This is a genomic window from Sorangium sp. So ce204 (assembly GCF_051526795.1).
GTDB lineage: Bacteria > Myxococcota_A > Polyangia > Polyangiales > Polyangiaceae > Sorangium > Sorangium cellulosum_B.
In genome coordinates, this window is record NZ_CP150317.1 from 3563477 (window position 1) to 3588548 (window position 25072).

Here is a 25072-nt window from a genome sequence, read left to right on the forward strand (position 1 = left end):
CCCGGCGAGCAGCGCGCCGTGGAGGTTACGTCAGGTCCAGTGGCCCGCGCGGAGCGCCGCGGAGTCGATGGTCTTGATCTTCGGCGCGAGCGCCTCGCGGAAGATGGCCTCGTCGTCGTCGTCGAGGCCGCTCTCTCCGAAGCCGGACGCGACCTCCATCGAGGTAGCGAGGATGCGCAGGAACTGCTGGAAGCTCGACGCGCAGAGCTCCGGCTTGAGCGACTCGGTCCCCGTCATGCAGGTGAACACGGGGCAGTCCCCCTCGGCGTCGAGCTTCGAGATGTCGAGGAAATAGGGATCTCCCAGCAGGGCGCTGCGAGCGATGAGGATCCAGCTCTTGCGCCAGCCTGCGAGGGAGCTGTCGCCGCCGTTCGCCTGCTGCTCGGCCGCGAGCTTCTCGGAGGGGATGAGGCGTACACGCTCGACCGGGGTCACCGTCTCGACGTCGAGCGGGTCGGCCTCCTGCAGGAAAGCGCGGTACCTCGCGGGCACCCGCAGCGTCTTGCGCAGCTCTTCCACCGCCGCTGGAGCCGCCTTTCCGAACCTCGCAGGGATGCCTCTTCGGACAAAGGCATCCTTGAGCGCCGTAACCGACTCGGCAAGGTCGCTATCCACCGAACATCCCTTCCTTTGCAAGTCCACCGGGACAGCCCGCTGGGCGGGCGCCCTCATCGCTTCGAAACCACTCCGCTCCCGGGGAGAGCACCGGCGCGCACCCGGAGGAATACCCCGCGCCGGGCCAGGTAGTGTAACAGAAAAACGATGGTCGACGTTGCGTACGCTGAGAGTCGATTCCGGCCCCCCGAAATCGCCCACCGGTACGGTCCGTGCGTGCACCTGCTCGATGACCCGCTCGCATGGACTCTGCTGGCTCGAGCCTGCTCCCCGGAGACGGTCCAGCCCGACGTCGGGCGTCTCGTCGGGGTTCTCTACCAGAACCTGGCGCGCGCCGTCCTCGCCGCCGAGCTGGGGCGTGCGCGCGTCGACATCCCGACCCGGATGATCTCCTCCCACCCGGAGGCCGTGTATCGCGGCGCCGCGCTGTCGCGCGCGACCAAGGCCGTCACCGTGGGCATCGCGCGCGCCGGGACGATGCCCTCCCAGGTCGTCTACGAGCTCTTGAACGAGGTCCTCGATCCCGCGCTGGTCCGGCAGGATCACCTGTTCATGAGCCGGCAGACGAACGAGCAGGGCGAGGTCGTCGGCGCGACCTGGCACGACGCCAAGATCGGCCGCGACGTCGAGGGGCGCCACGTGCTCTTCCCCGACCCGATGGGCGCCACCGGCTCGTCCATGGTCAGCGCCATGACGTACTACAAGACCGCGCTCGAGGGGCGGCCGGCCAAGTGCATCGCCATGCACCTCATCGTGACGCCCGAGTACATCCGCCGCGTCACCGAGGCGCACCCGGACGCCATCATCTACGCGCTCCGGCTCGATCGCGGCCTCTCGCCGGCGCGCGTGCTCAAGACCGAGCCGGGCACGCACTGGGACGAGGAGCGCGGCCTGAACAGCATCCAGTACATCGTCCCGGGCGCCGGCGGCGTCGGCGAGATCCTCAACAACGCCTGGCTGTGAGCGCGAGGGCGTCGCCGCGGCGGCGCCGCGCCGGCGCAGCCGCCTCGCACGCCCGCTGTCAGCGGCCGCGCTTCGAGCGGCGGTTGTGGCCGGCGGCGAGCGCGCGGTAGTCGATGTCCGCGTGCGGCCGGCTCACGGCGGGGCGCAGATCGCTGCAGAGCCGCGTGAGCTCCGCGACCATCGCGCCGAGATCGCTCGCGCCCGCGGCCCTGCGCTGCGCGAGCTCGCCGTAAGCGGCCGCGAGGGACGCGATGCCCTTGCCGGAGACGTGCCCGCGGCGCGACAGATCGACGTAGCTCCGCGCGAGCGCGACGCTGTCGAAGTTGTGGGCGACGACCAGCGACTGCGCGACGCGGAGCACGGCGTGCGCCGCGATCCGGCCGTCCTCGTGGAGGACGAACGCCGCCTGCAGGTAGTTGTAGAAGGGGACGACCCGGTCGCCGAAGATCCGGAAATCCGAGGGCGAGGACTGGCGGTCGAGGTGGATCAGGATGCGCTCGACGACGGGGCCCTTCTCGACGTAGCTCGCGAACCGGATCGCATCGACGATGGTGTCGTCGTACGCGTGCCCGAGCCGCATCACCTCGCCGAGCTCCAGCGGGGTGACCCGGCCCTCGCAGACGTCCGCGTACAGCGAGTAGACGAACGCGTCGGCCTCCGCGTCGTCACCGAGCAGCACCTCGCGGATGAGCGCGCCGCTCGGGTCGCGCTGATCCGCGAGCTCGCAGCGCCGCTGGAGCAGCGCGGGCAGCTTGTAGCCGAGCTGCCCGCGCAGCGCGCGGAAGCGCAGCCGGAGGATGTTCTGCAGGTTGGGCTTCAGCGTGAGCGACGCCCAGCGCGCGCCGTCGAGCCGCAGCTTCTGCTCGATGCGGGAGCGGAGCTGCTCCGGGCTGCCCGAGAGGATGTGGGTCTCGACGCCCGCGCGGCCGAGCTCGCGCAGGAGCGACCCCGCGCCCGGCACGGTGCGCTTCTGATCCGGCCGCTCGATCGCGGTCCGCACGAGGTCGCGCAGCGTGTCGAAGTCGGTCCGGAGGTAGGTCTTGTCGAGGTCCCACCGCGCGATGAACGGCGCGCGCGGCGGCGATGCCGCTGCGTTCGCCGGCGATCCGGGCCCTCGCGATCGTTCCTCGTCGTTCACCGTCTCTCGCTCAGCGCGACATCCACTCGCGCCGCATCTTGTCGAGCGACTGCACCACGTCGCTGTCGGCGCCCTGCCGGGCGAGGTCCATCGCCTCGCGGAGGTACATCGACGCCTCGCCCGTGCGCTCGCGCTGGTGCGCCACGTGCGCCAGCGCGCCCAGGACGAGCGCGCGATCAGGCCCGCCTGGGCCGGCGAGGTCGAGCGCCTCGCGCAGCACGCCGTCGGCGTCGGTCAGATCACCGGCGCGCGCGAGCGCCTCGCCGAGCTTCCGGCTGAAGATGAGGACGGCGCGCACCGGATCGTCGAGCTCGCCCCGGAAGATCTCCCGCCGCGCCAGATCGAGGCCGCGGCGCAGCGCGAGCACGCTGCCGGCGCTGTCCCCGCGCGCGGCGGAGCGGTCCGCCGCCTGCTCGAGGAGCATCAGCGCGACGAACGCGTTCTGCGCGTGGTAGGCGTGGATCGCCTGCACCTCGAGCGGCAGCGCGAGCGGGTCGCCCGCGCTGTCGAACGTCGCCTTGGCGTGCAGATCGCGCCGGACGCCGGCCGGGATCGTCGCGAGCGTCACGTCGCGGAGCAGCGGGTGCGCCGTGCGGATGCCGCTCGAGTGCTCCTCGATCATGCCCGCCGACGCGAGCTTGCCGAGCAGGTCGTCGAAGGCGCGGATGTCCGGGAGCAGGCGCTGCAGCGTGGCCCGGTCCGCCGCGTCGCCGATGACGGCGAGCGCCTGCAGCGTGCGGCGCGCGTCCTGCGGCAGCCGCTCGATCCGCGCGGCGACGAGGTCGGCCATCCGCGCGGGAGGATCGCTGCCCCCCTCGAGCGTGTAGCGGACCAGCTGGTCGATGTAGAGCGGCGGCACCGTCGCGGCCTCGCCGCCGAGGACGGCCGGGCTCGCCGCGCTCGGCGGCAGGGCCAGCGGGGTTTGATCGGCGGCGCCGTCCGGCGGGTCGCGCCGCGGCGACAGCCGCAGGCCGCCCATGCTCGGCGGCGTCTTGCGGGCGGCGCGGTGGTCCAGGCCCACGCTGCTGCGGAGGAGCGAGAGCGCGATGTCCTTCGGGAGGCCGCCGAGCGCGCGCACGGCGCCGCCCCACTCGGGCTCGAAGCCCGGCGTGTGGCTGGCGACGATGAGCAGCGCCGCGAGCGGCGGCTCCGCGATCACGTCGGCGAACGCGTTCCGGCTCGCGCCGTCGACGGCGTGCAGGTCGTCGATCGCGAGCAGGACCCGGTGCGGGAAGGCGGTCTGCTGCGCGCGAGAGAGCGCCCAGCGCAGGGCCTCCGCGGCGATGAAGCGGCGATCGTCGGGCGAGAGGCCCCCCGCCGTCGGCTTGTTCCAGGCGTGCCTGCGCACGTCGGTCCCGCGATCGCCCTTGCCGAAGATCTCGAGCAGCCCGCGCCGCGCCTCTGGCGTCGCGCCGCTCCAGTTCGACGCGTTGCCGCCGTCGGGCGGGAGCTCGGCGAGCCCGGCGATCGCCCAGCGGAGCGCGTAGTAACCGACCTCCGCGCCCCATGGGTCCGGGCCGGACTGGATGACGATGTCGCCCCGGCTCGCGGCGACGTCGAGGAACTCGCGGAGGAGCCGGGTCTTGCCGACGCCGTGCTCGCCGACGATGCGCGCGGCGACGACCGAGCCCTCGACGTCGGCGAGGCAGGTGTCGAGCCACGCGAGGTCGTCCTCGCGCGCCGCGAACGGGAGCGGGAGCGTGGGGGCCGAGGGGGCGCGATCGCGCCGGGCGGCCTGGGGCGCCGCGCGCGGCGCAGGGGCGGGCGAGTGGGCCTGCGCGATCCTGGCGCCGCACTCGCCGCAGAACTTCTGGCCGCGCGGCACGATGGCCCGGCACGAGCCGCAGATGACCGTCGCGTCGGAGAACGAGAAGCGCCCCGAGGGGGTGTCGAACGTCCCGAGCGCCGCGCGCAGCGCCGCCGCGAACTCGTCCGCCGACTGGTAGCGCCGCGCGGCGTCCTTCTCGAGCGCCCGCAGCGTGACCTCGACGAGCGGCTCGGGGATCTCGCGCTCCGGCGCGAGCAGGGCGGGATCGGGCGGCGGCAACGAGAGGTGCATCAGCACCACCTGCGTCGGCGATTCCGCCTCGAACGGGAGCCGGCCGGTCAGCAGCTGGAACAGGATGACGCCGCACGCGTAGAGGTCGCTCCGCGCGTCGATCGGATCGCCGCGCCCCTGCTCCGGGGCCATGTAGTCCGGGGTCCCGCAGACGATGCCGGGGCTCGTGATGTTCGTCGTCGCGACCTCCCCCTTCAGCTTCGCGAGGCCGAAGTCGACGACCTTCACGAAGTCGCCGCCCGAGCGCATCGGCTCGAGCACGATGTTCTCGGGCTTGAGATCGCGGTGGATGATGCCGAGGTGGTGCGCCTCGGCGAGCGCCGCGAGCACCTGACAGAGGATGTCGACGATGCGGCGGAACGGGAGCGGGCCGTCCTCGTAGACGACGCGGGCGAGGTCGCGCCCGCGCAGGAACTCCATGACGAGGTAGAGCTGCCCGCCGTTCTTACCGAAGTCGATGACCCCGACCGAGTTCGGGTGGTTGAGGCGGCTCGCGGCGCGCGCCTCGGTGATGAACCGGACCGACGCGCTCTCGTCGCCGAGCAGGTGGGGATGGATGATCTTGACGGCCACGGTGCGCCCCAGGGCCTTCTGCTCGGCCCTGTACACGCGGCCCATGCCGCCCACCCCGACGAGCTCCAGGATCACGTAGTTGCCAGGGAGCGTCGTCCCGATCAGCGGATCGTCGGACGTCCGGTTGAACTCCGAGATCGGGAAGCCGCACACCGGGCAGAATTTGTGCGCCTGCTCGCACGGATTCGCGCATTGCGGGCAGACCACTGTGGACACGCGCGGGACCTTACCACGTTCGGGATAACGATTGGAGTCGAGGTCTCCCTCGGCCCGCGGGGGCGCCGTCTGGAGGGGGCGGGGAGGCTCGTCCAGCCGTCTGTTAGGTCCTGGATCCTTCTTGGGGTAACCTCGGGCGCGATGGTTACGCCTCGCCTACGTCTCGGTCAGCTCCTGGTCGACGCGCGGATGATCACCCAGGACGCCCTCGAGAGGACCCTGGAGCAGCAGCGCACGGATGGCCGGCGGCTGGGGACGCTCCTTGTCGAGCAAGGGCTCATCAACGAAACCCAGCTGACGCAGATCCTGTCGCACCAGCTCGCCGTCCCCTGGGTGTCGCTCCTGCACATCGAGTTCTCGCGGCAGCTGCTCAACCTCGTCCCGCACGACGTGGCCGAGCGCTACTGCCTCGTCCCGATCTACGTTCGCCACGTCCGCAACCAGGGCGAGACGCTGTACGTCGCGATGGACGATCCGACGAACGAGGACGGCATGAAGGAGTGCATGGCGTTCTCCGGCCTGCCCGTGCGCGCGATGATCGCTCCGCCGAGCGACATCCGGAACGCCATCCGCGTCTATTACGGAGCGCGCGCCCGCTCGGCGCCGCCGCCCGCGCCCGCGAAGCAGGCCCAGGCGAGCGAGCCGCAGTCGCGGGCGCGCCCCGCCGACCCGCCGCCTTCGTCCGAGCTCTCCGGAGCGCCCGAGACCGCGCGCCACGCGGAGGACACGCCGCTGACGCCATCGACGCCGGAGCCCTTGCTGCTCACCAGGCCCGTCTCGCGATCCGGGGCGCGGCTGATGGAGGACGCGGGGCCGGCGATCGAGACCTCCGACGTCGACCCCTCCGACGTGGGCGTCATGGAGGACGAGCTGGCGTGGGAAGCGCCTCGCCCCGCGGCCAGGGAAGTCCGCAGCTCCCCGGAGGAGCGGCAGATCCGCGGCCGGCCGGACGAGCGCTCGCGGCCGACGTTGAAGGTCGCGCCGACGCCCGAGCTGCTCGCGGCGGCGCAGGCGGCACGATCCGCGCAGTCTGCGCAGCCAGCGCAGGCGCAGTTCACGCAGGCGGCCCAGGCGCAGTCCACGCAGGCGCAGGCGCAGGCAGCGCAGCCGGAGCGCCGGAAGACGATGCGCCCGAGCTCCGCGCCGGGGCCCGTCTCGGCCTCCGCCGGCGACGGGGCGCCGAGCCTGGACGGGGCGCCGACGTCGAGCACGCCAGCCGCGGTCCTCCTCGGCGCGGTGCTCGGACGCGCCAGCGCTGCGGCGCGCCCCGTCCCGGAGAGCGTGCCCGACTACGGCGACGAGCCCCCGAGCGAGCGCGAGGTGCGCAACATCCCCGCGCCGCAAGGCCGCGGTCGCCGGCGGATGGTCTCGCTCACCCTGCTCGACGGGACGACGATCACGCTCCCCGCGCGCGGGTCCAAATCCCAGCAGCAGCCGCAGCAGCAGCGAAAAGAAGCCCCGTCCCCCCGCGCCACCGCGCAGTCCGAGCCGCCGCCTCCTCCTACGGCGGACGACTCGGGCCTCACCGCGCGCGATCTGGTCTCCGCGCTGCGCGCGGTGTCGCACGGCGCCGACGCGAGCGAGATCCTCGGCAACAACGTGCGCTGGGAGGCGATGTTCGCCGCGCTCCTGTCGCTGATGCTCAAGAAGCACCTCATCGCCGACTGGGAGTTCGTCGACGAGCTGAAGAAGATCTGACGCGAAGCACGGGCTCGGTCGCCGCTGCCGGCGCGCCGCGCGCGTCTTCGGCGTGGCGCTCGGCGCGCGGCGCGCTCGCGAGCGACGGCCGTCAGCGCGCCTCCCGCGCCGCGCCAGCGCGGATCAGCGCGTCGATGTCCTCTTCCGAGAAGCCCGCGTCGCGGAGCACGGCGCGCGTGTGCTCGCCGGCTCGAGGCGCCGGCGCGAACGCGGCGCCCGCCGGCGTGACCGGCGTCCTCAGCTGGGGGATCCGTCCGCGCGGCGAGGCGATCTCGAACAGGAGATCGCGCGAGGCGAGGTGGGGATCCGCCGCGGCGCTCCGCGGATCGAGGACCGGCTCGAGGCAGCAGTCGCGCTCGGCGGCGACGGTCTCCCACTCGGCGCGCGTCCTCTCCCGAACGACGGCGGCCAGCTTGCGCTTGAGCTCGGCCTGGTGCGGCCCGGGGACGAGCGCGCTCGGGTCGGGATCGAGCCCGGCGCCCTCGCAGAACGAGGCCCAGAACTTCGGCTCCAGCGCGGCGAGGGCCATCGCGTGCCCGTCGTTCGAGAGGTAGGTGTTGTACGGCGCGAGCCCGCCGGTGAGCGGCGCGGCGCCCGCGCGCGCCGTCTCCCCGACCGCTTCTCCCCCGCTCGCGAGCGCGGCGGCGAGCGTGGGAAGGGCGAAGCCGAGCACGCCGTCGGTCATGGCGATGTCGAGCACCGCGCCCTGCCCGGTCCGCTCGCGCTCGCGCAGCGCGGCGAGGATGGCGATCACGCACCACATCCCGCCGCTCATGTCGGCGACCTGGAAGCCCGGCACCTGCGGCGGCCCCTCGGCGGGCCCCTGCGCGCCGAGGACCCCCGCGCGCGCGATGTAGTTCAGATCGTGCCCCGCGCGCGCCGCCAGGGCGCCCGTCTGGCCGTAGCCGGTCAGCGCGCAGACGATGAGCCGCGGGTTGTCCGCGCGCAGCGCCGCGTGACCGAGCCCGAGCCGATCGAGCACCCCCGGGCGGAACTGGTCGAAGAGCACGTCGTAGCCGGCGACGAGCCGGCGGAAGGCGTCGCGCCCCTCGGGCGTCTTCAGGTCGAGCAGGGCGCTGCGCTTGCCGCGGTTCAAGAGCTGGAACGCCGCGGATTCTCCGGCGATCTGCGGGGGGAGCTGGCGCAGGAAGTCCCCGCCGGCGACGTCCTCGACCTTGTCCACCGTCGCGCCGAGATCCGCGAGCACGAGGGTCGCGAAGGGGCCTGGCAACAGCCTCGAAAGATCGAGGACGCGCGTGTCGATGAGAGGGCGCACGGCGGCGCAGGTGGGCTCGCCCTATCTCGGCCGGCGCCCGGATCAGCCCGCGTTGAGCTGGAACAGCTTCGGGAGCTTCATCGCGAGCATCTGGTTGCCCGTGACCTTCAGCTTGCCCGCGAAGAAGAGCTGCATCGAGTTCGCCTGCGGGTTCTCGTGCAGCTTCTGGAAATCCTCGCTGCTGAGCGAGATCGTGACATCCGCGTTGCCAGGGTTGCCCGAGGAGAGCTTGGGCCCGCTGTCGGACAGGTCGATCAGCCACTCGCCGCCGCCCTCGCCCGTCACGTTGATCTGGTACTTCCCGCCGATCTGCTTGGCCGCGTCCGAATGCTTCACAAGCGCAGCGGGCAGCTCCTCGTTGAACAGTTTCTGGATATCGACGGCCATGGATCGCCTCCGGATGTCGTGTGGGACGTGGTGACTCGAAATCGCCTGGATACCGAGCGCGGTTTACCCGTGCCCGCGCGCGGGAGTCAAGCGAAGCACGACGCCCGCGCGCTGTCTCTTCGCTCCGTCAGGGCAGCCCTGGCGCGCCGTCTCGTCGGCCCATCAGGACAACCCTGGCGCTGGGTTCTTCACGGTGGATGCGTCATGCGCGCGCGCGCGGCGCCTGCGCGGCGGGCCGGGGCGCCTTGTCCAGCGCGGATCGGATCGGGACCATCAGCAGGCGATCGATGGCGACGCGCTGATCGGCGGGCGGCGGGCTCTCCGGTATGCCTTGCATCAGCCGGAGGTCACGGAGCGCGCCGCGATCGAGCGGGCCGAGCGATGTCCCCAGCCCGTCGAGCGGCGGCGTCATCGCGGGCAGCAGACAGACGAGGGAGATCTCGCTGGTACCCTGGCGCACCCACGTTCCCTGGTACACCGCGATCGCCTGCCCGAGCGCCTCCTGGAACACGAACGCGCGCCACTCGAGCGGCGCCGTCAGATCGAAGACGCGGCCGCCGGCGCGGAGCTCGCGGCTGTCGAGGCCGAGGGCGGCGCCGCGCGCGTCGGTCAGGAGGAAGCGCTCGAGGCACCCAGGAGAGCGCAGCGTGAGCTCCTCGAGGAGCGCGGCGAGCGCCGCGGGGCTGAGCGAGATCGGCTCGCCGTCCGGGCCGATCGCCTCGAGCCCGACCTCGTCGGAGCCCACGACGGACGCGTGGTCGAGCAGCGCGGCGAAGGTGCGCCGCGAGGGGCCGTCGAAGCCGGCCCCGATGGAGGACATCCCGGCGCTGGAGCTGAGCAGGGCGACGATGCGATCCCGGCGCGGCGTCGCGAGGAGCGTGACGCCGAACCGCTCGCGGGTGGTGAGCAGCACGTGCTGCGCGGCGCTGCTCTGGCTTCGAAGGAGCAGCTGATCGCCCTCGAGGCTCAGCCCGCGCCGGCTCACCTGCGGAGGGGGCACGAGCTGCCGCCGTCCCCGCGCGAGCAGCGCGACCGCCGCCGTCACGAGGGCGACCGGCAACAGCGCACGGAATATCAGGCCGCGCGCGGTCACGACCAGCACGAGCGCGGCCAGGAAGAGCGGGATCGCCCAGCGCCGCCGGGTGTCCGTGCCCCCCGTCGGCCTCACGTCGGGAGCGGTCGCGTCGAACCACCGGGCCCGGGGGAAAGGCGTCACGGCGGCGTCGCTCGCCCGCTCGCCCGCGCGCTGCGTCGCCGGCCTGCCTGTCGCAGAGGGAGGCTCGTGGGCTCGGACCTCGATCGACGGGAGCATCGCGACGGACCCAAGCGGGTCCTTCTGGCCCTTCGCCTCGCGTCCCATCGCACCTCCACCCCGGCCGAAAGTTGGCGGTAGAATAGCATTGACCGAGGCCGGAGCGAGGGGACTTTGGGACAACGCGCTGCGTAGGGTGCTGCGCGTTGTCGATGACCCGCTCGGTTACGACCGGTTACGACCGGTTACGACCGGTTACGACCTGCGAGGACGTCCCTGGCGGGTCGCGGATGGCGTGCGCTGCGACGTGTCACGCGGCGTTGCGATCCCCCTTCGGCGACGAGGTCCGCTCGCATGCTTCCTCGAACTCGCGGTTTTCCGTGCCCGAGATGGATGGCGCCTGCCCCGGAACGCCTGGTGACGCGGCAGATCCGGTCGAAGCGGAGGTAGCTCTCGACCGCAGGCGCGGGGCCGATGGCGTACGACGCGCTCGCGAGGCGGACATGGCGGTGATCGCCGCCTGCGTCGCTGCAGACAACGATGCCCTGGAGGCCGGCCTCATGCAGCGATCGGAGGACTCGCGCGGCGATCTCACCGCGGTCGGGGAGGAGGACCTTGCGGATCACGAGCCGGCCCTCTCACACGAAATCGCCTCCGCGAGCGGCCCGTCGCTCCGCCGCTCCGCGCCGAGCCTCGCCGCGCGCCCGACGGCGGGCTCGCCTGACGCGGGATCAGGCCCGCGAGAGTCTTTCCACAGGCCGAGCAAAAGGGTACGTCTGCCCTGTGCAGCGCCGCGATATCCCGCCCGAGCTCTCGTTCGCGGCCCTTCCCGTCGCCGAGCCTCGCGAGCTCACGGGCCCGCCGCCCTCGCGCCGCCAGCGGGGCGCCGAGCCGGAGGTGGTCTCGGTCGCGGAGCTGGATCGCCGGCTGAAGCGGATCCTCGAGGGGTCGACCGCGGACGTACGCGTCGAGGGCGAGATCTCGGGCCTGCGCGTCGTGGGCAGCGGCCACGCCTACTTCACGCTCAAGGACGAGAGCGAAGAGGCGGCCATCGACTGCGTGATGTACAGGACCGCGGCGCCGCGCGCGCGGAAGCTGCTCGCCGACGGCGCGCGCGTCGTGCTCACCGGCCGCGCCACGGTCTACGTGCCTCGGGGCCGGCTCCAGTTCTCCGCGGACGACGCGCGCCTCGCCGGCCGCGGCGCGCTCCTGGAGGCGCTCTTCCGCCTCAAGGAGAAGCTCGCCGCCGAGGGGCTCTTCGCGCCGGAGCGCAAGCGCAAGCTGCCCGTCGATCCACGGATCATCGGCGTCGTCACGAGCGGCGACGGCGCGGCGATCCACGACATCGTGACCGTCGCGTTCCGCCGCGGCGGCGCGCGGCTGATCCTGGCGCGCACGCCGGTGCAGGGCGCCGGCGCAGGGCAGCGGATCGTGCGCGCGATCGCGCTGCTCGAGGAGTTCCCGGGCATCGAGGTGATCATCGTGGGGCGCGGGGGCGGCTCGGCCGACGACCTCAGCGCGTTCAACGAGGAGATCGTCGTCCGGAAGGTCGCGGCCGCGCGCGTGCCGATCGTGAGCGCCGTGGGGCACGAGATCGACGTCGCGCTGACCGACCTCGCCGCCGACGCGCGCGCCGCCACGCCCTCGCAGGCAGCAGAGATGCTCGTCGCGGACGCGGCCGCGCGGCGCGCGGCGCTGGAGCACCTCGAGGCCCGCATGCGCCGCGCGATCGCCCACCGGCTCCGGGGCGCTCGGGCCGATCTCGACCGGCAGCGCGCCCGGCTCGGCTCGCCCGCGCAGATCCTGGCGGAGCCCCAGCAGCGCATCGACGACGCCATGGCGAGGCTCCGGCGCCGCATGGAACGCATCCTCGTCGAGGACGGCGCCGCGCTCCAGCGCCTCGATCGGAGGCTCGCCGCGCGCCACCCGCGCGCGGTGCTCGCGGGCGCCCGCGGGGCGCTCAGGCCGCTGTCGGTGCGCCTCGCCGCCGCCGCGCACCGCCACGTCGCCCTCCTGCGGGAGGGCTTCGCGGGCGACGTGGCCCGGCTCGAGGCGATGTCGCCGCTCCGCGTGCTCGCGCGCGGCTACGCCATCGCGACGGACGCGTCGGGGCGCGCGGTGCGCGATCACCGCGAGGTCGCGCCGGGCGATCCGATCGCGGTGCGCGTGCACCACGGCGCGCTGCTCGCGCGGGTCGTCGTCACCGCAGGTCCGGACGAGCCGCTCGTCGAGGGCCACGCGCCCGCGCCGGCAGCGTCGGCCGCGGCGGCCGCGGCGGCGCCCGCGCCGCCTGCGCGCCAGGGCGGCGGCCCGCGCGCCGCGTCCGGCCGCGCGCCGAGGCGCAAGAGGACGCAGCCCGGCGCGCCCGCGTGCGAGCAGCTCGGGCTCGGCTTCGCGGCCGAGGAGCACGCCCCGACCCTCGGTCGCGCGGGCGCCGCCGGCCAGGTCTCGGTGGGGCAGGGCGGCGCGGAGGCCGGCCCTGAGGAGAGGCACCATGTCGAACGCTGAGCGGCGAATGTTCGGTCTCGTGGGGCACCCGGTGGGCCACTCGGTCTCGCCGGCGATGCACTCGGCCGCGTTTCGGGCGCACCACCTGCCGCACATCTACAGCGCGTTCGACGTGCCCACCGGCGCGGAGCTCGCGCGCTTCGTCAGCGACATCCGGAGCGGCCTTATCTCCGGCGCGAACGTCACGATCCCGCACAAGCGCGCGATCATGTCGATGGTCGACGACGTGGACGCGAGCGCGGCCGACGTCGGCGCCGCGAACGTCCTCTGCGCGTCGGAGGCGCGGCGCGTGACCGCGTACAACACCGACGTGGTCGCGCTCCGCGACGAGCTCGCGCTGCTCCTGGGATCCGCCCCGCCCCGCGGGGACGATCCGGAGGGGCCGTACGGCGCGCGCTCGAGCCCTCGCCAGCGCGCGGTGATCATCGGCGCGGGCGGCGCGGCGTTCGCGGCGATCGCCGCGTGCAAGCTGCTCGGCTATCACCTCATCAGCGTGACCACCCGCTCGTGGACCAGCACCGAGGCGATGCTCGAGTCGCCCGCGGGGCAGCGCGCGTCCGAGCTCGGCGCGCTCACCGCGCCCTGGCCGATCCCGACCGACAGGTCGATCAGCAGCAAGTCCTCCGTGGCGCTGCGGCTCAACTGGAGCGAGTTCACCGTCGCCGCCGACCTGATCATCCAGGCCACGAGCGCCGGCATGCTCGGGGGGCCGCCCGGGGAGGAGGTCACGGGCATCATCCCGTGGGACGCGCTCTCGCCGGGCGTGTGCCTCTACGATCTCGTCTACAACCCCCCGGTGACGCCCTTCCTCCGGACGGCGCGCGAGCGAGGGCTCCGCGCCGAAGGCGGGCTCGGGATGCTGGTCGGCCAGGCGGCGCAGTCCTTCACGCTCTGGACCGGCCTCCCGGCGCCGGTCGAGGTGATGCGCGCCGCAGCCGAGGACTCGCTCAGGAAGGCAACCGGCGGTCGATGAGCTCGGACGGATCCCGGCGGAATTTTCCGACCCACGACGCGCTGTCGTCCACGCCCGCGGCGCACCGCGGCCAGGGCGCCGCGCTCGAGCACGCCTCGCCGTGGCCGCACGTCGAGGTGCGGGGCCAGTTCTCGATCGCGCGGAAGGAGTGGCTGCACACGAACGGCGCGGGGGCCTACGCGAGCTCGACGATCGCCGGCATGCACACCCGCCGTTACCACGGCCTGCTCGTCGCGGCCCTGGACCCTCCGCGGCGCCGGCACGTCATGCTCTCGCACGTCGACGTCTGCGTCCGCCCGGTCCGGCAGCAGGGCGCGCCGTCCGAGCGCCGCGCCTCGTGGCCGCGGTGGGACCTCGCCAAGCACCAGTTCCCGGGCATCGATCCGGAGAGCAGCTCGTTCTACCTCGAGCGCTTCGATCAGGATCCGCTCCCGCGCTGGGCGTACGCCGTCCCGGGAGGCGAGCTCGAGGTGACGCTCGGCCTCGTGCGCGGCGAGAACGCCGCCGTCCTCCGTTATGCCTGGAGCGGGGCGGATCCGGTGATGCTGACGCTGCGCCCGCTCCTCGCCGCCCGCCATATCCACCAGCTGCTCCGCGAGAACGGCGGGATCTCGCAGAAGGTCGAGCTGCGCGCAGGGGCGGCGCGCGGCGAGCCCGGCTCGGGGCGCGACCGCCCCGTGATGGGCGAGGTCCGGGTGCAGCCGAACCGCGCGCTGCCGCGGATCTGCTTCCGCTACCAGGGCACGTTCGTCGGCTCGCAGGACTGGTGGCGACGCTTCGAGTACCTCGGCGAGCAGGATCGGGGCCTCGACTTCCTCGAGGATCTCTGGACGCCGGGCCATTTCGAGACGGTGATCGGCGCCGAGCCCGTGCACCTGCTCGTGGCGGTGGGCGCGCTGCCCGACGACGAGCCGGAGAACCTCCTCGCGGCGGCGAGCGCGGCGATCCGCGCCGAGGACCCGGGGCCCCGGCGCCCGCTCCTGGAGCGGAAGCTCTCCATCGCGGCCGAGGCGTTCCGCGCCGACGCGGCGGCGCGGCCCAGCGTCATCGCGGGCTACCCCTGGTTCGAGGTGTGGGGCCGCGACGCGCTCATCTCCCTGCCCGGCCTCTACCTCGTGCCGCGCAAGACCGAGGCGGCGATCCGCGTCCTCCGCGCGATGATCGACGCGATGCAGGACGGCCTCGTGCCGAACCGGCTCCCCGACGCGGGCGAGCCGGCGGACTTCCACGCGGCCGACGCGACCCTCTGGCTGTTCGAGGCGGCTCGCCTGCTCGCGGACGCGGTCGGCGACACGCACCCGTTCGTGGCGGGCGAGCTGCTCGGCGCGCTCCGCGACGCCTTCGAGGCCGCCGTGCGCGGGACCCGGAACGGGATCCACGTCACCGCCGACGGCCTCTTCGCCGCCGGGCGCCTCGGCGAGGGCGCCGTCGACGGGCTCACGTGGATGGACGCGCGCGTGGCGGGCCGCGCGGTGACCCCGCGCGCCGGTTGCCCGGTCGAGCTCACGGCGCTGTGGGCGAGGGGGTCGGAGACGCTCGCGCGCCTCGCGCGGGCCGCCGGCGACGCCCGCCTCGCGGGGCGGGCGGAGGCGGCCGCGAGCGCGGCGCGCCGGGGCTTCGCCGCCCGCTTCTGGTGCGAGGAGACCGGCTACCCGTACGACGTCATCTCGGAGCGCGCGGACGGGGAGGGCGCGTTCCGCGACGCGTCGATCCGCCCCAACGCGCTGATCGCCGTCGCCGTCGATCCCGCCTGCTTCACGCCGGAGCGGGCCGCGTCGCTGCTCGAGCGGGTCCGCCTGGAGCTCGTGACCCCCGCCGGCGTGCGCACGCTCTCACCGTCCGATCCGGCCTACGCGCCCCGGTACCAGGGAGGCCCCGAGGCGCGCGACAGCGCCTACCACCAGGGTACGGCCTGGCCGTTCCTGCTCGGGTTCTACGCGCGCGCCGCCCGGCGCTTCTCCACGCTCGGCGAACACGTGATCCCGCTGCTGCACCGGCTCGCGGCCTCCGCGGCCGCGAACGAGATCGCGCTCGGCCAGGTGCCCGAGGTCGCCTCCGGCGAGCCGCCGCACCACCCTGGTGGCAGCTTCGCGCAGGCCTTCAGCGTGGCAGAGCTCCTGCGCCTCGTCGCCTGGGACCTGCCCGCCCAGGACCCAGGCAGCGCCGCGGGCGCGCCGCCGCGCTGATCCACGCCGGCCCACGCCGGCCCGCGGGGCCGGCGCGCGCCTTCAGCCTTCGCGTTCCAGCGCCGACTCCTCGCGCAGCGCCTTGCCGCCCCGGGCGGTGAAGCGGAGCAGCTTCCCCGGATCCTCGGCCTCCATGGCGAAGGCCTCGACCTCCTCGAACAGCGCCTCGAGCTTTCGAGGACCGCACGTGGGCAGGAAGCCGCGGAGCACGCGCGGGTCGTAGAACCGGAAATACTGCTGCTTGCCCGTCCCGTTCTCGACGAGGAGGAATCGGCGGAGGTGCTTCCGCACGTCGCCGAACGGGCGGTCGCTCGTCAGGAAGACGCCCCAGCAGTCGCCCCAGCCTCCGTCGACCAGCGCGTCGAGCAGCCTGGATCCGTGCGGGAGGTGCACGAGCGTGGGGCCGACGTCCGCGAGGATCTCGCCCTGAAAGCCGGTGTAGAGCGAGGCGGTCTGCTCGCCCGCCTCGCCGAGCAGCAGCCGGATGCGCGGGTCGCGGGCGGCGTCGACCACCGCGAAGAGGGGCGAGCGCTCCTGCCGGAGCCGCGCCCGCGCCGACGCGGCGAACGGCGCCCCGGTCGCGAGCGCCGCGGGCCTGCGCGCGCGGCGCGAGGGCGGCGCGGGCTCGGTCGGCGCGTAGCGGCGGTTCACCTCGCGGCGCACCACCGCGAAGACGGTCCCCCCCGCGCGGATCTCGTCGCCGTCCCGGAGCGACACCTCGCGCGCCCGCTCCCGGTTGACCTGCGTCCCGTTGCGGCTCCCCAGGTCGCGGAGGAGGTAGCTGCCGTCGATCTGCTCCACCGAGAAATGCAGGGCAGAGAGCTCACCGTCGCTCGTGATCGAGAGATCCGACTCAGGCGCGCGGCCGACGAGCAGCGGACGGTCGCCAGGGATACGCGCCGTCTGCCCGGCCAGGGGGCCCGAGATGACCCGGAGGACGAGCCCTGCTTCCTGGTCTTCGCTCATGGTCGTCTCCATCGCACAAGGCGCCGATGAGGCCGGCAAGTAAGCCTAGAACACCGATCGGCGGGAAATCCACCCGAAGGCGGGCGCCGCGCGGGACGCGTGAGAGACGACCGGACGACTGTCAATCTTTTCCGCCTTCCAGGCGAGGGCGCGTTGAAGCAGCCTGCGCGGATTTCACGCCGGCAGCCCTCGTTCGCCGCCCGAGACAGCGACGGTGCGACGCGCGCGGATGCGTCAGCCGTGGCGACTCCGCAGCGGTTCGAGGCGCAGCCAGCGCGCCACGAACGCCCGGTCCTCGGGGGCGAGCGCGCCGGTGACCCGCGCGGCCGCGAGGTAGAGTCCCGCGTAGAGCGGGGCGCAGAGCGCGAGGCAGAGCGCGGGGCGCCTGTCGGTCGCGCCCGTGAGCAGGAGCGCGGCGAGCGGCGCCGCGGCCACGATCGCGGTGGCCGCGACGCGCCCGTAATGGCCCCACGGGAAGACGCCGCGGAGGCCGACGCCGGAGAAGCGCGCGATGCAGGCCACCGTCAAGGCGATCACGAGCACCTGGGTCAGCACCGCCGAGAGCGGCGCGCCGACCATGCCGACCGTCGGCAGGAGGACCAGGTTCGCCGCGGCGTTGAACACCATCGAGAGCACCTGGATCCGCAGGATCATCGGCGTCTTCCCGAACGCCATCAGCGGGATCGCGTACGCCGTCACGCGCAGCGGCAGGAGCGCGGAGTAGATGCGAAACGGGACGGCGGCGCCGGCGTAGGCGTCGCCGTAGATGGCGCGCATGAGCGGCTCGGCGAAGAGGAGGAGGAACACCGCGATCGGGAGCATGATCAGCGTCGTCTTGCGGACGCCCGAGTGCCACAGGTCGATCGCCGCCCTCGCGCCCTCCGCCGGCGTCCGGCCGCCCTCGACGCGGGCGACGAGGTCGGGGAGCATCGTCGAGGCGACGGAGTAGGCGAGGACGCCGACGAGCGGGAGCTCCTGCGAGCCGACGGAGAACTCGGCGTACAGGCCCGCGCTGAAGAAGAGGCCGATGACGAACTTGTCGAGCTTCTGGTTGAAGAGGCCGGCGAAGCGCGTGACCGAGAGCGGGAGCGCGTAGGCGAGCTGCGCCCGGACGCCGCCAGGGAACGGGGCCGGGGCGATGTCGTGGAACAGCCGCGCGTAGAGCCGGTACGAGAGCCAGAGCCGGAGGGCCTGCGCGGCGCACTGCGCGGCCACGATCCAGGCGATCGAGCACCCGAGCGCCGCGGGGACGATCGCGCTTGCGGCGTTCGAGAGCGTGACGACCAGCGCGAGCCCCGCCGACTTGCGGTGGTTGTTCGTGGCGATGAAGAGCGGGCTGAACACGCTCGCCGGGTAGGCGATCACGCTCATGAGGCCGATGAGCAGGAGGAGCTGCGTGACGCCCTCGCGGCCGTCGAGGAAGACGCTGGGGACCAGCGCGAACACCGAGAAGGCCAGCGCGGACAGCGCCCCGAGGCCGACCAGGAGCAGCATGCTCTGCCGCACCAGCCCGCGGAGCTCGGCGCGGGTCACCTTGGGCGCGAAATAGAGGAACGACTCCGGGAGGTAGAGCAGCGCGAAATCGCGCCCCGTCACGAACAGCATCGTCGCGAACGCGAGCACGCCGTACTCGGCCTTGCCGAGCAGCCGCACCACGACGATGCCCTGCACGAGGACGATCAGCGTGTTGACGACCTGCCCGCCGACGATCATCCCGATCCGGTCGGCCAGCGACGTGCCCTGCGCCTCGCCGGGGCCCGGCGCCGCCTTGGCAGCCCGCGCGACCTCCGGGGCCCGCGAGGGCGCGCTCGGCTCGACCGGGGCGGGCTGCTCGTCCTGCATGGCGGCTCGGTAGCACATGCGCGGGCGGGAGCGGCCTCCCGAGGCGCGCGCGCGCGGCGCCCGGCTAGCCCGTGATATAGGTCCCGCGATGAAGCGCGCGCTCCTCGTGAGCTACTACTTCCCCCCGCGGTTCAGCATCGGCGGTAAGCGCGCGTACCGCTTCGCGAAATTTCTGCCGGAGCACGGCTGGGAGACGACGGTGCTCGCGGCCAAGCCGCCTCCCGGCGAGCGGGTGGATCCATCGTTCACCGACGCCGACCTGCCCGCGTGCGATGTGCGCCGCGACTACCTCACGGACGCCGAGCTCGCGCGCATGCCGCGCCGCGCGCTCGGCTCCGACGGCACCCTGGAGGCGCCGACCGAGGCGCCGGTGCCGGTCGCGCGGCGCAAGGGCTTCGCGCGCGTCGCCGCCGAGATCCGCTACGTCCCGGTGATCGGCCCGGATGCAGGCCGCGTCCCGACCCTCGCGGCCCGCATCGCGCGCCTCGCTCGCGAGGTCGGCGCCGAGGTGATCTTCGCGAGCGGGCCGCCGTGGGAGGCCGTGCTCGCGGGCGTGCTGGCCGGCAGGGCCATCGGCAGGCCGGTCGTCGTCGACTTCCGCGATCCGTGGTCGTTCGGCCCGGTGATGGCGACGCGGCCCGCGTGGAGCCGCGCGGCAGCGGCGCTCGTCGAGCGGGCCGTTGTGGGCGCCGCCGCGGCCTTCACGGTGACGTCCGAGATGACCCGCGACGCCTACGTCGAGCGGGGTATCGCGCGCCGCGTCGCGTGCATCCGGACGGGCTTCGATCCGGACGCGGCGGCCGCCCCGCAGCGCGGCGAGGCGGTGACGCTCGTGCACTTCGGCAACTGCTACAGCGAGCGCACGCTCGCGCCGTTCGTCCGCGCGCTCGCGGCCGTCGCGCGCCGGAGATCGCTCGGCCCGGGCGCGATCCGGCTGCTCAACCTGGGGCGGGTCGCGGGGAGCGACCTCCGCCTCGCCGAGGAGCTCGGCGTGTCGCGGCTCTTCGAGTACCGCACGGTGCTGCCGTACGCCGAGGGGCTCGGCCTCGTCGCGGGCGCCGATCTCGCGCTGCTCGCCGGCTGCGGCGAGGAGCCGTACTTCCTGCCTGGCAAGCTCTACGACTACCTCCTCGCGCGCGCGCCCGTGCTCGCGGCCTTCGCGTCCCCCGAGGTCGAGCGCATCCTCGAGGCGACCCGCCTCGGCTGGACGCACGCGGCCGGCGACGCCGCCGCGATCGAGCGCCGCATCGAGGACGCGCTCGACGCGCGCGCGGCCGGTCGGCCGCTCGTCGAGCCCGATCACGCGGCGCTCTCCGCGCTGAGCGCGCGCGCCAGCGCCGGGGCGCTGGCCCGCCTCTTCGAGGACGTCGCGGCGGGCCCGAGGGGCTGACGCCGCGCTCTCCGCGCCGAGCGCGCGCGCCTGACGCGGCGCTCTCCGCGCCGAGCGCGCGCGCCGGCGCCGCTCTCCGGGCGGCGCCCGCTCGACATCCTTGCCTGCGCGGCGGCGCCCGCTCGACATCCTTGCCTGCGCGGCGGCCCCCGTGGCATGCGAGCCCGCCATGCCTGACCATCTTCTCCAGGATCGAGCGGGGCTCCCCGAGGCCGAGCGCGCCCTTCAGGCGGCGTGGCGCGCGAAATACGCGCCCGAGGTGAAGGACCTCATCGTGCGGCGCGAGGTCCCGTCGCCGAAGCTCACGCTGATCGTCATCTCCTACAAGGCGAAGGACTACCTGATCGAGTGCCTCCAGCACGCGCGCGGCCAGACGGCTGCGCTCGACGTGCCGTTCGAGATCCTGCTCGCGGACAGCGGCGGCATCGAGCACCTGCGGCCGCGCTCGGCCCCGCTCGTCGACGTCGAGCTGCGCCTCACCGACGGCATCCCGCTGAACGCCGCGCGCAACGCCGCCATCGCCTGGGCGCGGGGCGAGTACGTCGCCTTCATCGACGACGACGGGCTGATCGCGCCGACGTTCGTCGAGGTCGTCTGCCGCGTCTTCCAGGACCCCCGCATCGCGGCCATGCGCGGCCGGATCATCCCCAAGGACCACCCCTATTTCTGCACGCTCGCGGGGCACTACGACCGCGGCGACGACGTCGTCGACGACGTCCTCGCGACCGAGGGGCACATGGCGATCCGGCGCGGCGTCTACCTCTCGACCGGGGGCTTTCCCGATCAGTTCTACGGCGCCGAGGGGGTCTACCTCGTCTACCGGATCGCGAAGGACTTCCCTGATCTGCGGGTCGTCTACGTGCCCGACCTCCTGATGCGGCACGACTACTTCGACAGCTGGGAGAACTTCATCTGGAAGACGCGCAAGTACCGGCGCATCCGGCGCGAGGTGGGCGGCATGGAGCCGGACCCCGAGTTCCTGCGCTACCTCGACGCGTACCTCGCGCGGCGGAAGCCGCATCGCCGGCTCACGGTGGAGCAAACGGTGGCGCTCGGGCTGCTCAAGGCAGTGCGCTGGGGGGTCCAGCGCCTGCCGGCGTGGGCCGTGGGGCAGCCTTGATGGAGCGGGCCGGCGGGGCGCGCGGGGGAGGGAGGCGGACCGATGGCTGAAGAGGGCGGCTTCGAGCGGGATCTCGAGGCGATCAAGCGGCACTACACCGAGCGCTTCCTGCCCGGGAACCCCTGGGCGAGCCTGCTCAACGCCCACCCGTACCTCGTCGCGCGGCAGCGGCAGCGCCGCGTGCGCGAGGCGCTCGTCGCGTGCGGCGTGCGCACGCCCGAGGCGCTGCGCGAGATGTCGGTGCTCGACGTGGGCTGCGGGTCGGGGTCCAACCTGGCCTGGCTGGTCGAGCTCGGCGCGGATCCGGCGCGCCTCACAGGCATCGATCTCGTCGCGCAGCGCACCGAGCTCGCGCGCTCGCGCTTCGCCGGCGTCCGCTTCGTCGCGGGCGACTTCCTGACGGCCGACGTCGGGGGCCCGTTCGATGTGGTGATGATGTTCGCGGTCCTGTCGTCGGTGACCAACGCCGAGCTCAAGCGAGGCCTCATGGACAAGGCGCTCCGTCTGCTCCGGCCGGGCGGCATCTTCTTCTTTTACGATGTCGTGTCGCGGCGGCCCGTCCCCGGCACCGCCGACTACCAGCGCCTCACGTTCGCGGAGCTCGAGGGGTATTTCGCCCCCCGCACGCTGCACGTCTTTCGCAGGGACATCCTCCGGCGCGACGTCGCCGACCGGCTCGTGCGGCGCTTCGGCGTGACCGTGGCCGAGCTCGTCCAGGCGACGCGGCTGTTCAACATCGACGGCACCTTCGCGTACGCGCGCGGCTAGGCTGGGCCCCGAGCGCCGCGAGCCCGCACCCCTCTCTGACGTGTCGCCGGACGGGCGGGGCGAGCGTCGCGGGGCAAAATTCCCCGCCGGGGTGAAAAGGTCCCGCCGAACACCTGTGCGCGAGCCGCCCAGGGTGCTGAACAGCCCGGTTCCGCTGTGGCGCGGTCTGGCATGAGACGTGCCGAACGACGGGGGAAACCACGCGCCAGCACGTGAAGACCACGTGATGAGCAGCGACAGCCGGTCGGTTCAGCGCGCACGGCGCGGCTGCCGCCGCAGGAGATGACTCCATGTCCCAACGCGTCCTCCCCCCATCGGCCGCGATCGCCTGGCACAGCCTGTCTGCCCCCGATGTGCTCTCCAGGATCGAGAGTGCCGAGGCCGGCCTCGCGGACGACGAGGCCGCCCGGCGGCTCAAGGACGTCGGGCCCAACGTGATCCAGCGCGCGAAGGGAGACGGCCCGCTCAAGCTGCTCTTCCGTCAGATCAACGACCCGCTCATCTACGTGCTGCTCGCGTCGGCGGCCCTCGCGATGGCCATGGGCGAGGCGATCGACGGCGCGGTCGTGCTGGCGGTCGTGGTGCTCAACACGGCGATCGGCTTCGTCCAGGAGCTCCGCGCGGGCAAGGCGATCGAGGCGCTCGTCGACATGGTGCCCCAGACGGCCACGGTCGTGCGCGGCGGCCAGCGGAGCGTGATCCCCGCCGCCGACGTGGTCCCCGGCGACGTGGTGGTGCTCGACGCCGGCGACAAGGTCCCGGCTGACGCCCGGCTGCTCTCGGTGAAGAACCTTCACGTGGACGAGTCGGCGCTCACCGGGGAGTCGGTGCCGTCGGACAAACACGTCGCGGCGGTCCCCGAGGACGCCGGCGTCGGCGATCGCAAGAACCTCGCCTTCGGCGGGACGCTCGTGACCAGCGGCACGGCCACCGCGGTGGTCGTCGCCACGGGCGCCGCGACAGAGCTCGGCCGCATCTCCTCGATGCTCCACGAGGCGACCGAGATCGAGACGCCGCTCACGCGCTCGATGGCCAAGGTCGGCCGCGTGCTGACCATCGCGATCGTCGGGGTCGCGCTGCTCATCGTCGGGGTCGCGCTCCTCCGGGGCTACCCGCCGGTCGACGCGATGCTCGCGGGCATCTCGCTCGCGGTCGCCGCGATCCCGGAGGGGCTGCCCGCGATCATCACCATCTCGCTCGCCATCGGCGTGCAGCGGATGGCGCGGCGCCGCGCGGTGATCCGGAAGCTGCCCGCGGTCGAGACGCTGGGCAGCACGGGCGTCATCTGCTCGGACAAGACCGGGACGCTGACGCGGAACGAGATGACGGTCCGGGCCCTGTGGACGCCCGCCGCCGGCGCGCAAGGGGAGGCGGCGCTCGAGCAGGCCGGCGCCGCGCTCGAGGTGACCGGCGTCGGCTACGCGCCCGAAGGCGAGCTCCGCCGCGACGGCGCGCCTGTCGGCGAGGTGCCCGAGGCGGTGCGCGCGCTGCTCCGCGCGGGCCTGCTCTGCAACGACGCCCGCATGAAGCGCGAGGGGGACGCCTGCGGCATCGAGGGCGACCCGACCGAGGGGGCGCTCGTCGTCGCGGCTCAGAAGCTCGGCGTGGACGTCGAGGGGACGCGGCGGGAGCACCGGCGCGTCGATGTCGTCCCGTTCTCGTCGGAGCGGCAGCTCATGGCGACGCTCCACGAGGCCCCCGGCGGAGACCGGGTGATCTTCATGAAGGGGGCGCCCGAGGCGGTGCTCGGCCGCGCCGCGATCGGCGAGGCGGGGCGGGCCCAGGTGATGGCGCAGGTCGAGCAGATGGCGGCGCAGGGCATGCGCGTGCTCGCCGTGGCCTCGCGGCCGGCGGGCCGCGACGTGGCCTCGCTCGACGAGGAGCACCTCCCGGAGGGGTTCGAGCTCCTCGGCCTGGAGGGGATGATCGACCCGCCGCGGCCCGAGGCGATCGACGCGATCAAGGCGTGCCACGCGGCCGGGATCACCGTGAAGATGATCACGGGCGACCACCTGGCGACCGCGCGGGCGATCGGCGGGCAGCTCGGGCTCGTGCCCGACGGTGCGCGCGCGATGAACGGCACGGAGCTCTCGCGGCTCTCGGAGGCCGAGCTGCGCGCGGCGGCGACGTCCACGCACGTGTTCGCGCGCGTCGCGCCGGAGCACAAGCTCCGCCTGGTGAAGGCGCTGCAGGCCGAGGGGAAGGTCGTCGCGATGACCGGCGACGGCGTGAACGACGCGCCGGCGCTCAAGCAGGCGGACATCGGCGTGGCCATGGGGATCACGGGGACCGCGGTGTCGAAGGAGTCCGCCGACGTCGTGCTGACGGACGACAACTTCGCGAGCATCCGGGCGGCGGTCGAGGAAGGGCGCCGCGTCTATGACAACCTGGTCAAGGCGCTCGCGTTCGTGCTGCCGACGAACCTGGGCGAGGCGCTGATCCTGCTCGTGGCGGTGATGACCTTCCCGATCGTCGGGGGCGCGCCGCTCATGCCGATCACGGCCGTCCAGATCCTCTGGGTCAACCTGGTCGCCACGGTGGCGCTCTCCCTGCCGCTCGCGTTCGAGGCGATGGAGAAGGACGTGATGAGCCGCCCGCCCCGGGATCCGGGCGAGCCGATCCTGAGCCGGTTCGTGCTCGTGCGTACGGCGATCGTCGCGGTCCTCATGACGGCCGGGGCGATCGGGCTGTTCTTTTACGAGTACATCACGGAGGTGCGCGGCGGCGTCGTCTCGGAGCTCGCCTACCGCGAGGCCCAGACCGCGGCGGTCACGACGGTCGTGCTGTTCCAGATCTTCTACGTGCTCAACTGCCGGTCGCTGCGCGATTCGATGCTGAAGATCGGGCTCTTCTCGAATCCCTGGGTCTACGTCGGGATCGGCGCGCTGCTCGCGCTGCAGCTCTGCTTCGTCTATGCGCCGTTCATGCACACGCTGTTCGGCTCGGCGCCGCTCTCGCTCGACGCGTGGGTGAAGTCGACGCTGGTGGCGATGTCGATCTTGCCCGTGATGACCGCCGAGCGGTGGTGGCGCACACGCCGGGCGCGGCGCTCGGCGGAGCGCGAGCGCAGGTCCGACCCGTCCGACGTGGGCGGCGTCGCGAGCGCGATGGCGAACCGCGGCGCGTAGGTGTCGTGGAATCG

General features: G+C 73.5%; 18 protein-coding genes. 9 read left to right on the forward strand and 9 right to left on the reverse strand.

What is annotated here, in order from left to right; all coding sequences use genetic code 11:
- Positions 1 to 30: 30 nt before the first annotated feature.
- On the reverse strand, positions 31 to 519 hold the full coding sequence (locus WMF22_RS13550; RefSeq protein ID WP_012235099.1) for an SMI1/KNR4 family protein: 489 nt from the start codon (positions 517 to 519) through the stop codon (positions 31 to 33).
- Positions 520 to 762: 243 nt separating this feature from the next.
- On the opposite strand from WMF22_RS13550, the gene WMF22_RS13555 reads away from it, so the two are divergent.
- Positions 763 to 1578: a uracil phosphoribosyltransferase gene (locus tag WMF22_RS13555; RefSeq protein ID WP_012235100.1), complete on the forward strand. Its 816-nt coding sequence runs from the start codon at positions 763 to 765 to the stop codon at positions 1576 to 1578.
- A 58-nt stretch (positions 1579 to 1636) separates the two neighbouring features.
- Here WMF22_RS13555 and WMF22_RS13560 read toward each other — a convergent pair whose 3' ends face one another.
- Together WMF22_RS13560 and WMF22_RS13565 are read right to left on the reverse strand one after the other, a co-directional pair.
- Positions 1637 to 2716: a hypothetical protein gene (locus WMF22_RS13560; RefSeq protein WP_437299506.1), complete on the reverse strand. Its 1080-nt coding sequence runs from the start codon at positions 2714 to 2716 to the stop codon at positions 1637 to 1639.
- 10 nt (positions 2717 to 2726) lie between these two features.
- Positions 2727 to 5564, reverse strand: a complete 2838-nt coding sequence (locus WMF22_RS13565; RefSeq protein ID WP_438036007.1) for a protein kinase domain-containing protein — start codon at positions 5562 to 5564, stop codon at positions 2727 to 2729.
- A gap of 141 nt (positions 5565 to 5705) precedes the next feature.
- Between WMF22_RS13565 and WMF22_RS13570 the strand changes: the two genes are divergently transcribed.
- A complete protein-coding gene (locus WMF22_RS13570) occupies positions 5706 to 7262 on the forward strand; it encodes a hypothetical protein (RefSeq protein ID WP_438036008.1) in 1557 nt (518 codons plus the stop codon).
- 91 nt (positions 7263 to 7353) lie between these two features.
- On the opposite strand, the gene WMF22_RS13575 is transcribed toward WMF22_RS13570, so the two are convergent.
- The 4 genes from WMF22_RS13575 to WMF22_RS13590 form a co-directional block, all read right to left on the reverse strand.
- Complete coding sequence (locus WMF22_RS13575) at positions 7354 to 8538, reverse strand: CaiB/BaiF CoA transferase family protein (protein ID WP_438036009.1); 1185 nt, start codon at positions 8536 to 8538, stop codon at positions 7354 to 7356.
- A 42-nt stretch (positions 8539 to 8580) separates the two neighbouring features.
- The gene (locus WMF22_RS13580; RefSeq protein ID WP_012235105.1) at positions 8581 to 8925 is read right to left on the reverse strand and encodes an SCP2 sterol-binding domain-containing protein; all 345 of its coding nucleotides are present in this window, start codon (positions 8923 to 8925) and stop codon (positions 8581 to 8583) included.
- 202 nt (positions 8926 to 9127) lie between these two features.
- A complete protein-coding gene (locus WMF22_RS13585; RefSeq protein WP_438036010.1) occupies positions 9128 to 10285 on the reverse strand; it encodes an IMP dehydrogenase in 1158 nt (385 codons plus the stop codon).
- A 137-nt stretch (positions 10286 to 10422) separates the two neighbouring features.
- Positions 10423 to 10803 (reverse strand): biotin carboxylase N-terminal domain-containing protein, encoded by a 381-nt coding sequence (locus WMF22_RS13590; RefSeq protein ID WP_438036011.1) that lies wholly within the window; start codon positions 10801 to 10803, stop codon positions 10423 to 10425.
- A 157-nt stretch (positions 10804 to 10960) separates the two neighbouring features.
- Between WMF22_RS13590 and xseA the strand changes: the two genes are divergently transcribed.
- The 3 genes from xseA to WMF22_RS13605 are packed head-to-tail and all read left to right on the forward strand — an operon-like array spanning position 10961 to position 15844.
- Positions 10961 to 12685: an exodeoxyribonuclease VII large subunit gene (xseA, locus tag WMF22_RS13595; RefSeq protein ID WP_437299512.1), complete on the forward strand. Its 1725-nt coding sequence runs from the start codon at positions 10961 to 10963 to the stop codon at positions 12683 to 12685.
- Entirely contained in the window at positions 12672 to 13658 is a 987-nt protein-coding gene (locus WMF22_RS13600) for a shikimate dehydrogenase family protein (RefSeq protein ID WP_438036012.1), read from the forward strand. The genes xseA and WMF22_RS13600 overlap by 14 nt, the downstream gene beginning before the upstream one ends.
- Positions 13655 to 15844 carry an amylo-alpha-1,6-glucosidase gene (locus WMF22_RS13605; protein ID WP_437299514.1) on the forward strand — a complete coding sequence of 730 codons (2190 nt, stop codon included), beginning with the start codon at positions 13655 to 13657 and terminating at the stop codon, positions 15842 to 15844. Before WMF22_RS13600 ends, WMF22_RS13605 begins: the two co-directional genes overlap by 4 nt.
- 42 nt (positions 15845 to 15886) lie before the next feature.
- On the opposite strand, the gene WMF22_RS13610 is transcribed toward WMF22_RS13605, so the two are convergent.
- Entirely contained in the window at positions 15887 to 16810 is a 924-nt protein-coding gene (locus tag WMF22_RS13610) for a DUF4123 domain-containing protein (protein WP_437299515.1), read from the reverse strand.
- 234 nt (positions 16811 to 17044) lie between these two features.
- Positions 17045 to 18652, reverse strand: coding sequence for an oligosaccharide flippase family protein (locus WMF22_RS13615; RefSeq protein ID WP_438036013.1), 1608 nt, complete (start codon positions 18650 to 18652; stop codon positions 17045 to 17047).
- Between the two features lie 88 nt (positions 18653 to 18740).
- Between WMF22_RS13615 and WMF22_RS13620 the strand changes: the two genes are divergently transcribed.
- From WMF22_RS13620 to WMF22_RS13635, 4 genes are all read left to right on the forward strand, one after another.
- Positions 18741 to 20042, forward strand: a complete 1302-nt coding sequence (locus tag WMF22_RS13620) for a glycosyltransferase (RefSeq protein WP_437299517.1) — start codon at positions 18741 to 18743, stop codon at positions 20040 to 20042.
- Positions 20043 to 20211: 169 nt separating this feature from the next.
- A complete protein-coding gene (locus WMF22_RS13625) occupies positions 20212 to 21162 on the forward strand; it encodes a glycosyltransferase family 2 protein (protein ID WP_437299518.1) in 951 nt (316 codons plus the stop codon).
- A 42-nt stretch (positions 21163 to 21204) separates the two neighbouring features.
- On the forward strand, positions 21205 to 21930 hold the full coding sequence (locus tag WMF22_RS13630; RefSeq protein WP_437299519.1) for a class I SAM-dependent methyltransferase: 726 nt from the start codon (positions 21205 to 21207) through the stop codon (positions 21928 to 21930).
- Positions 21931 to 22220: 290 nt separating this feature from the next.
- Positions 22221 to 25058, forward strand: coding sequence for a cation-translocating P-type ATPase (locus WMF22_RS13635; protein ID WP_438036014.1), 2838 nt, complete (start codon positions 22221 to 22223; stop codon positions 25056 to 25058).
- Positions 25059 to 25072: the final 14 nt, after the last annotated feature.

Coding starts and splice junctions, on each gene's coding strand:
- WMF22_RS13555 (WP_012235100.1), top strand. CDS start 763: ATGGTCGACGTTGCGTACGCTGAGAGTCGATTCCGGCCCCCCGAAATC.
- WMF22_RS13570 (WP_438036008.1), top strand. CDS start 5,706: ATGGTTACGCCTCGCCTACGTCTCGGTCAGCTCCTGGTCGACGCGCGG.
- WMF22_RS13580 (WP_012235105.1), bottom strand. CDS start 8,925: ATGGCCGTCGATATCCAGAAACTGTTCAACGAGGAGCTGCCCGCTGCG.
- WMF22_RS13585 (WP_438036010.1), bottom strand. CDS start 10,285: ATGGGACGCGAGGCGAAGGGCCAGAAGGACCCGCTTGGGTCCGTCGCG.
- WMF22_RS13600 (WP_438036012.1), top strand. CDS start 12,672: ATGTCGAACGCTGAGCGGCGAATGTTCGGTCTCGTGGGGCACCCGGTG.
- WMF22_RS13605 (WP_437299514.1), top strand. CDS start 13,655: ATGAGCTCGGACGGATCCCGGCGGAATTTTCCGACCCACGACGCGCTG.
- WMF22_RS13610 (WP_437299515.1), bottom strand. CDS start 16,810: ATGAGCGAAGACCAGGAAGCAGGGCTCGTCCTCCGGGTCATCTCGGGC.
- WMF22_RS13615 (WP_438036013.1), bottom strand. CDS start 18,652: ATGCAGGACGAGCAGCCCGCCCCGGTCGAGCCGAGCGCGCCCTCGCGG.
- WMF22_RS13620 (WP_437299517.1), top strand. CDS start 18,741: ATGAAGCGCGCGCTCCTCGTGAGCTACTACTTCCCCCCGCGGTTCAGC.
- WMF22_RS13625 (WP_437299518.1), top strand. CDS start 20,212: ATGCCTGACCATCTTCTCCAGGATCGAGCGGGGCTCCCCGAGGCCGAG.
- WMF22_RS13630 (WP_437299519.1), top strand. CDS start 21,205: ATGGCTGAAGAGGGCGGCTTCGAGCGGGATCTCGAGGCGATCAAGCGG.
- WMF22_RS13635 (WP_438036014.1), top strand. CDS start 22,221: ATGTCCCAACGCGTCCTCCCCCCATCGGCCGCGATCGCCTGGCACAGC.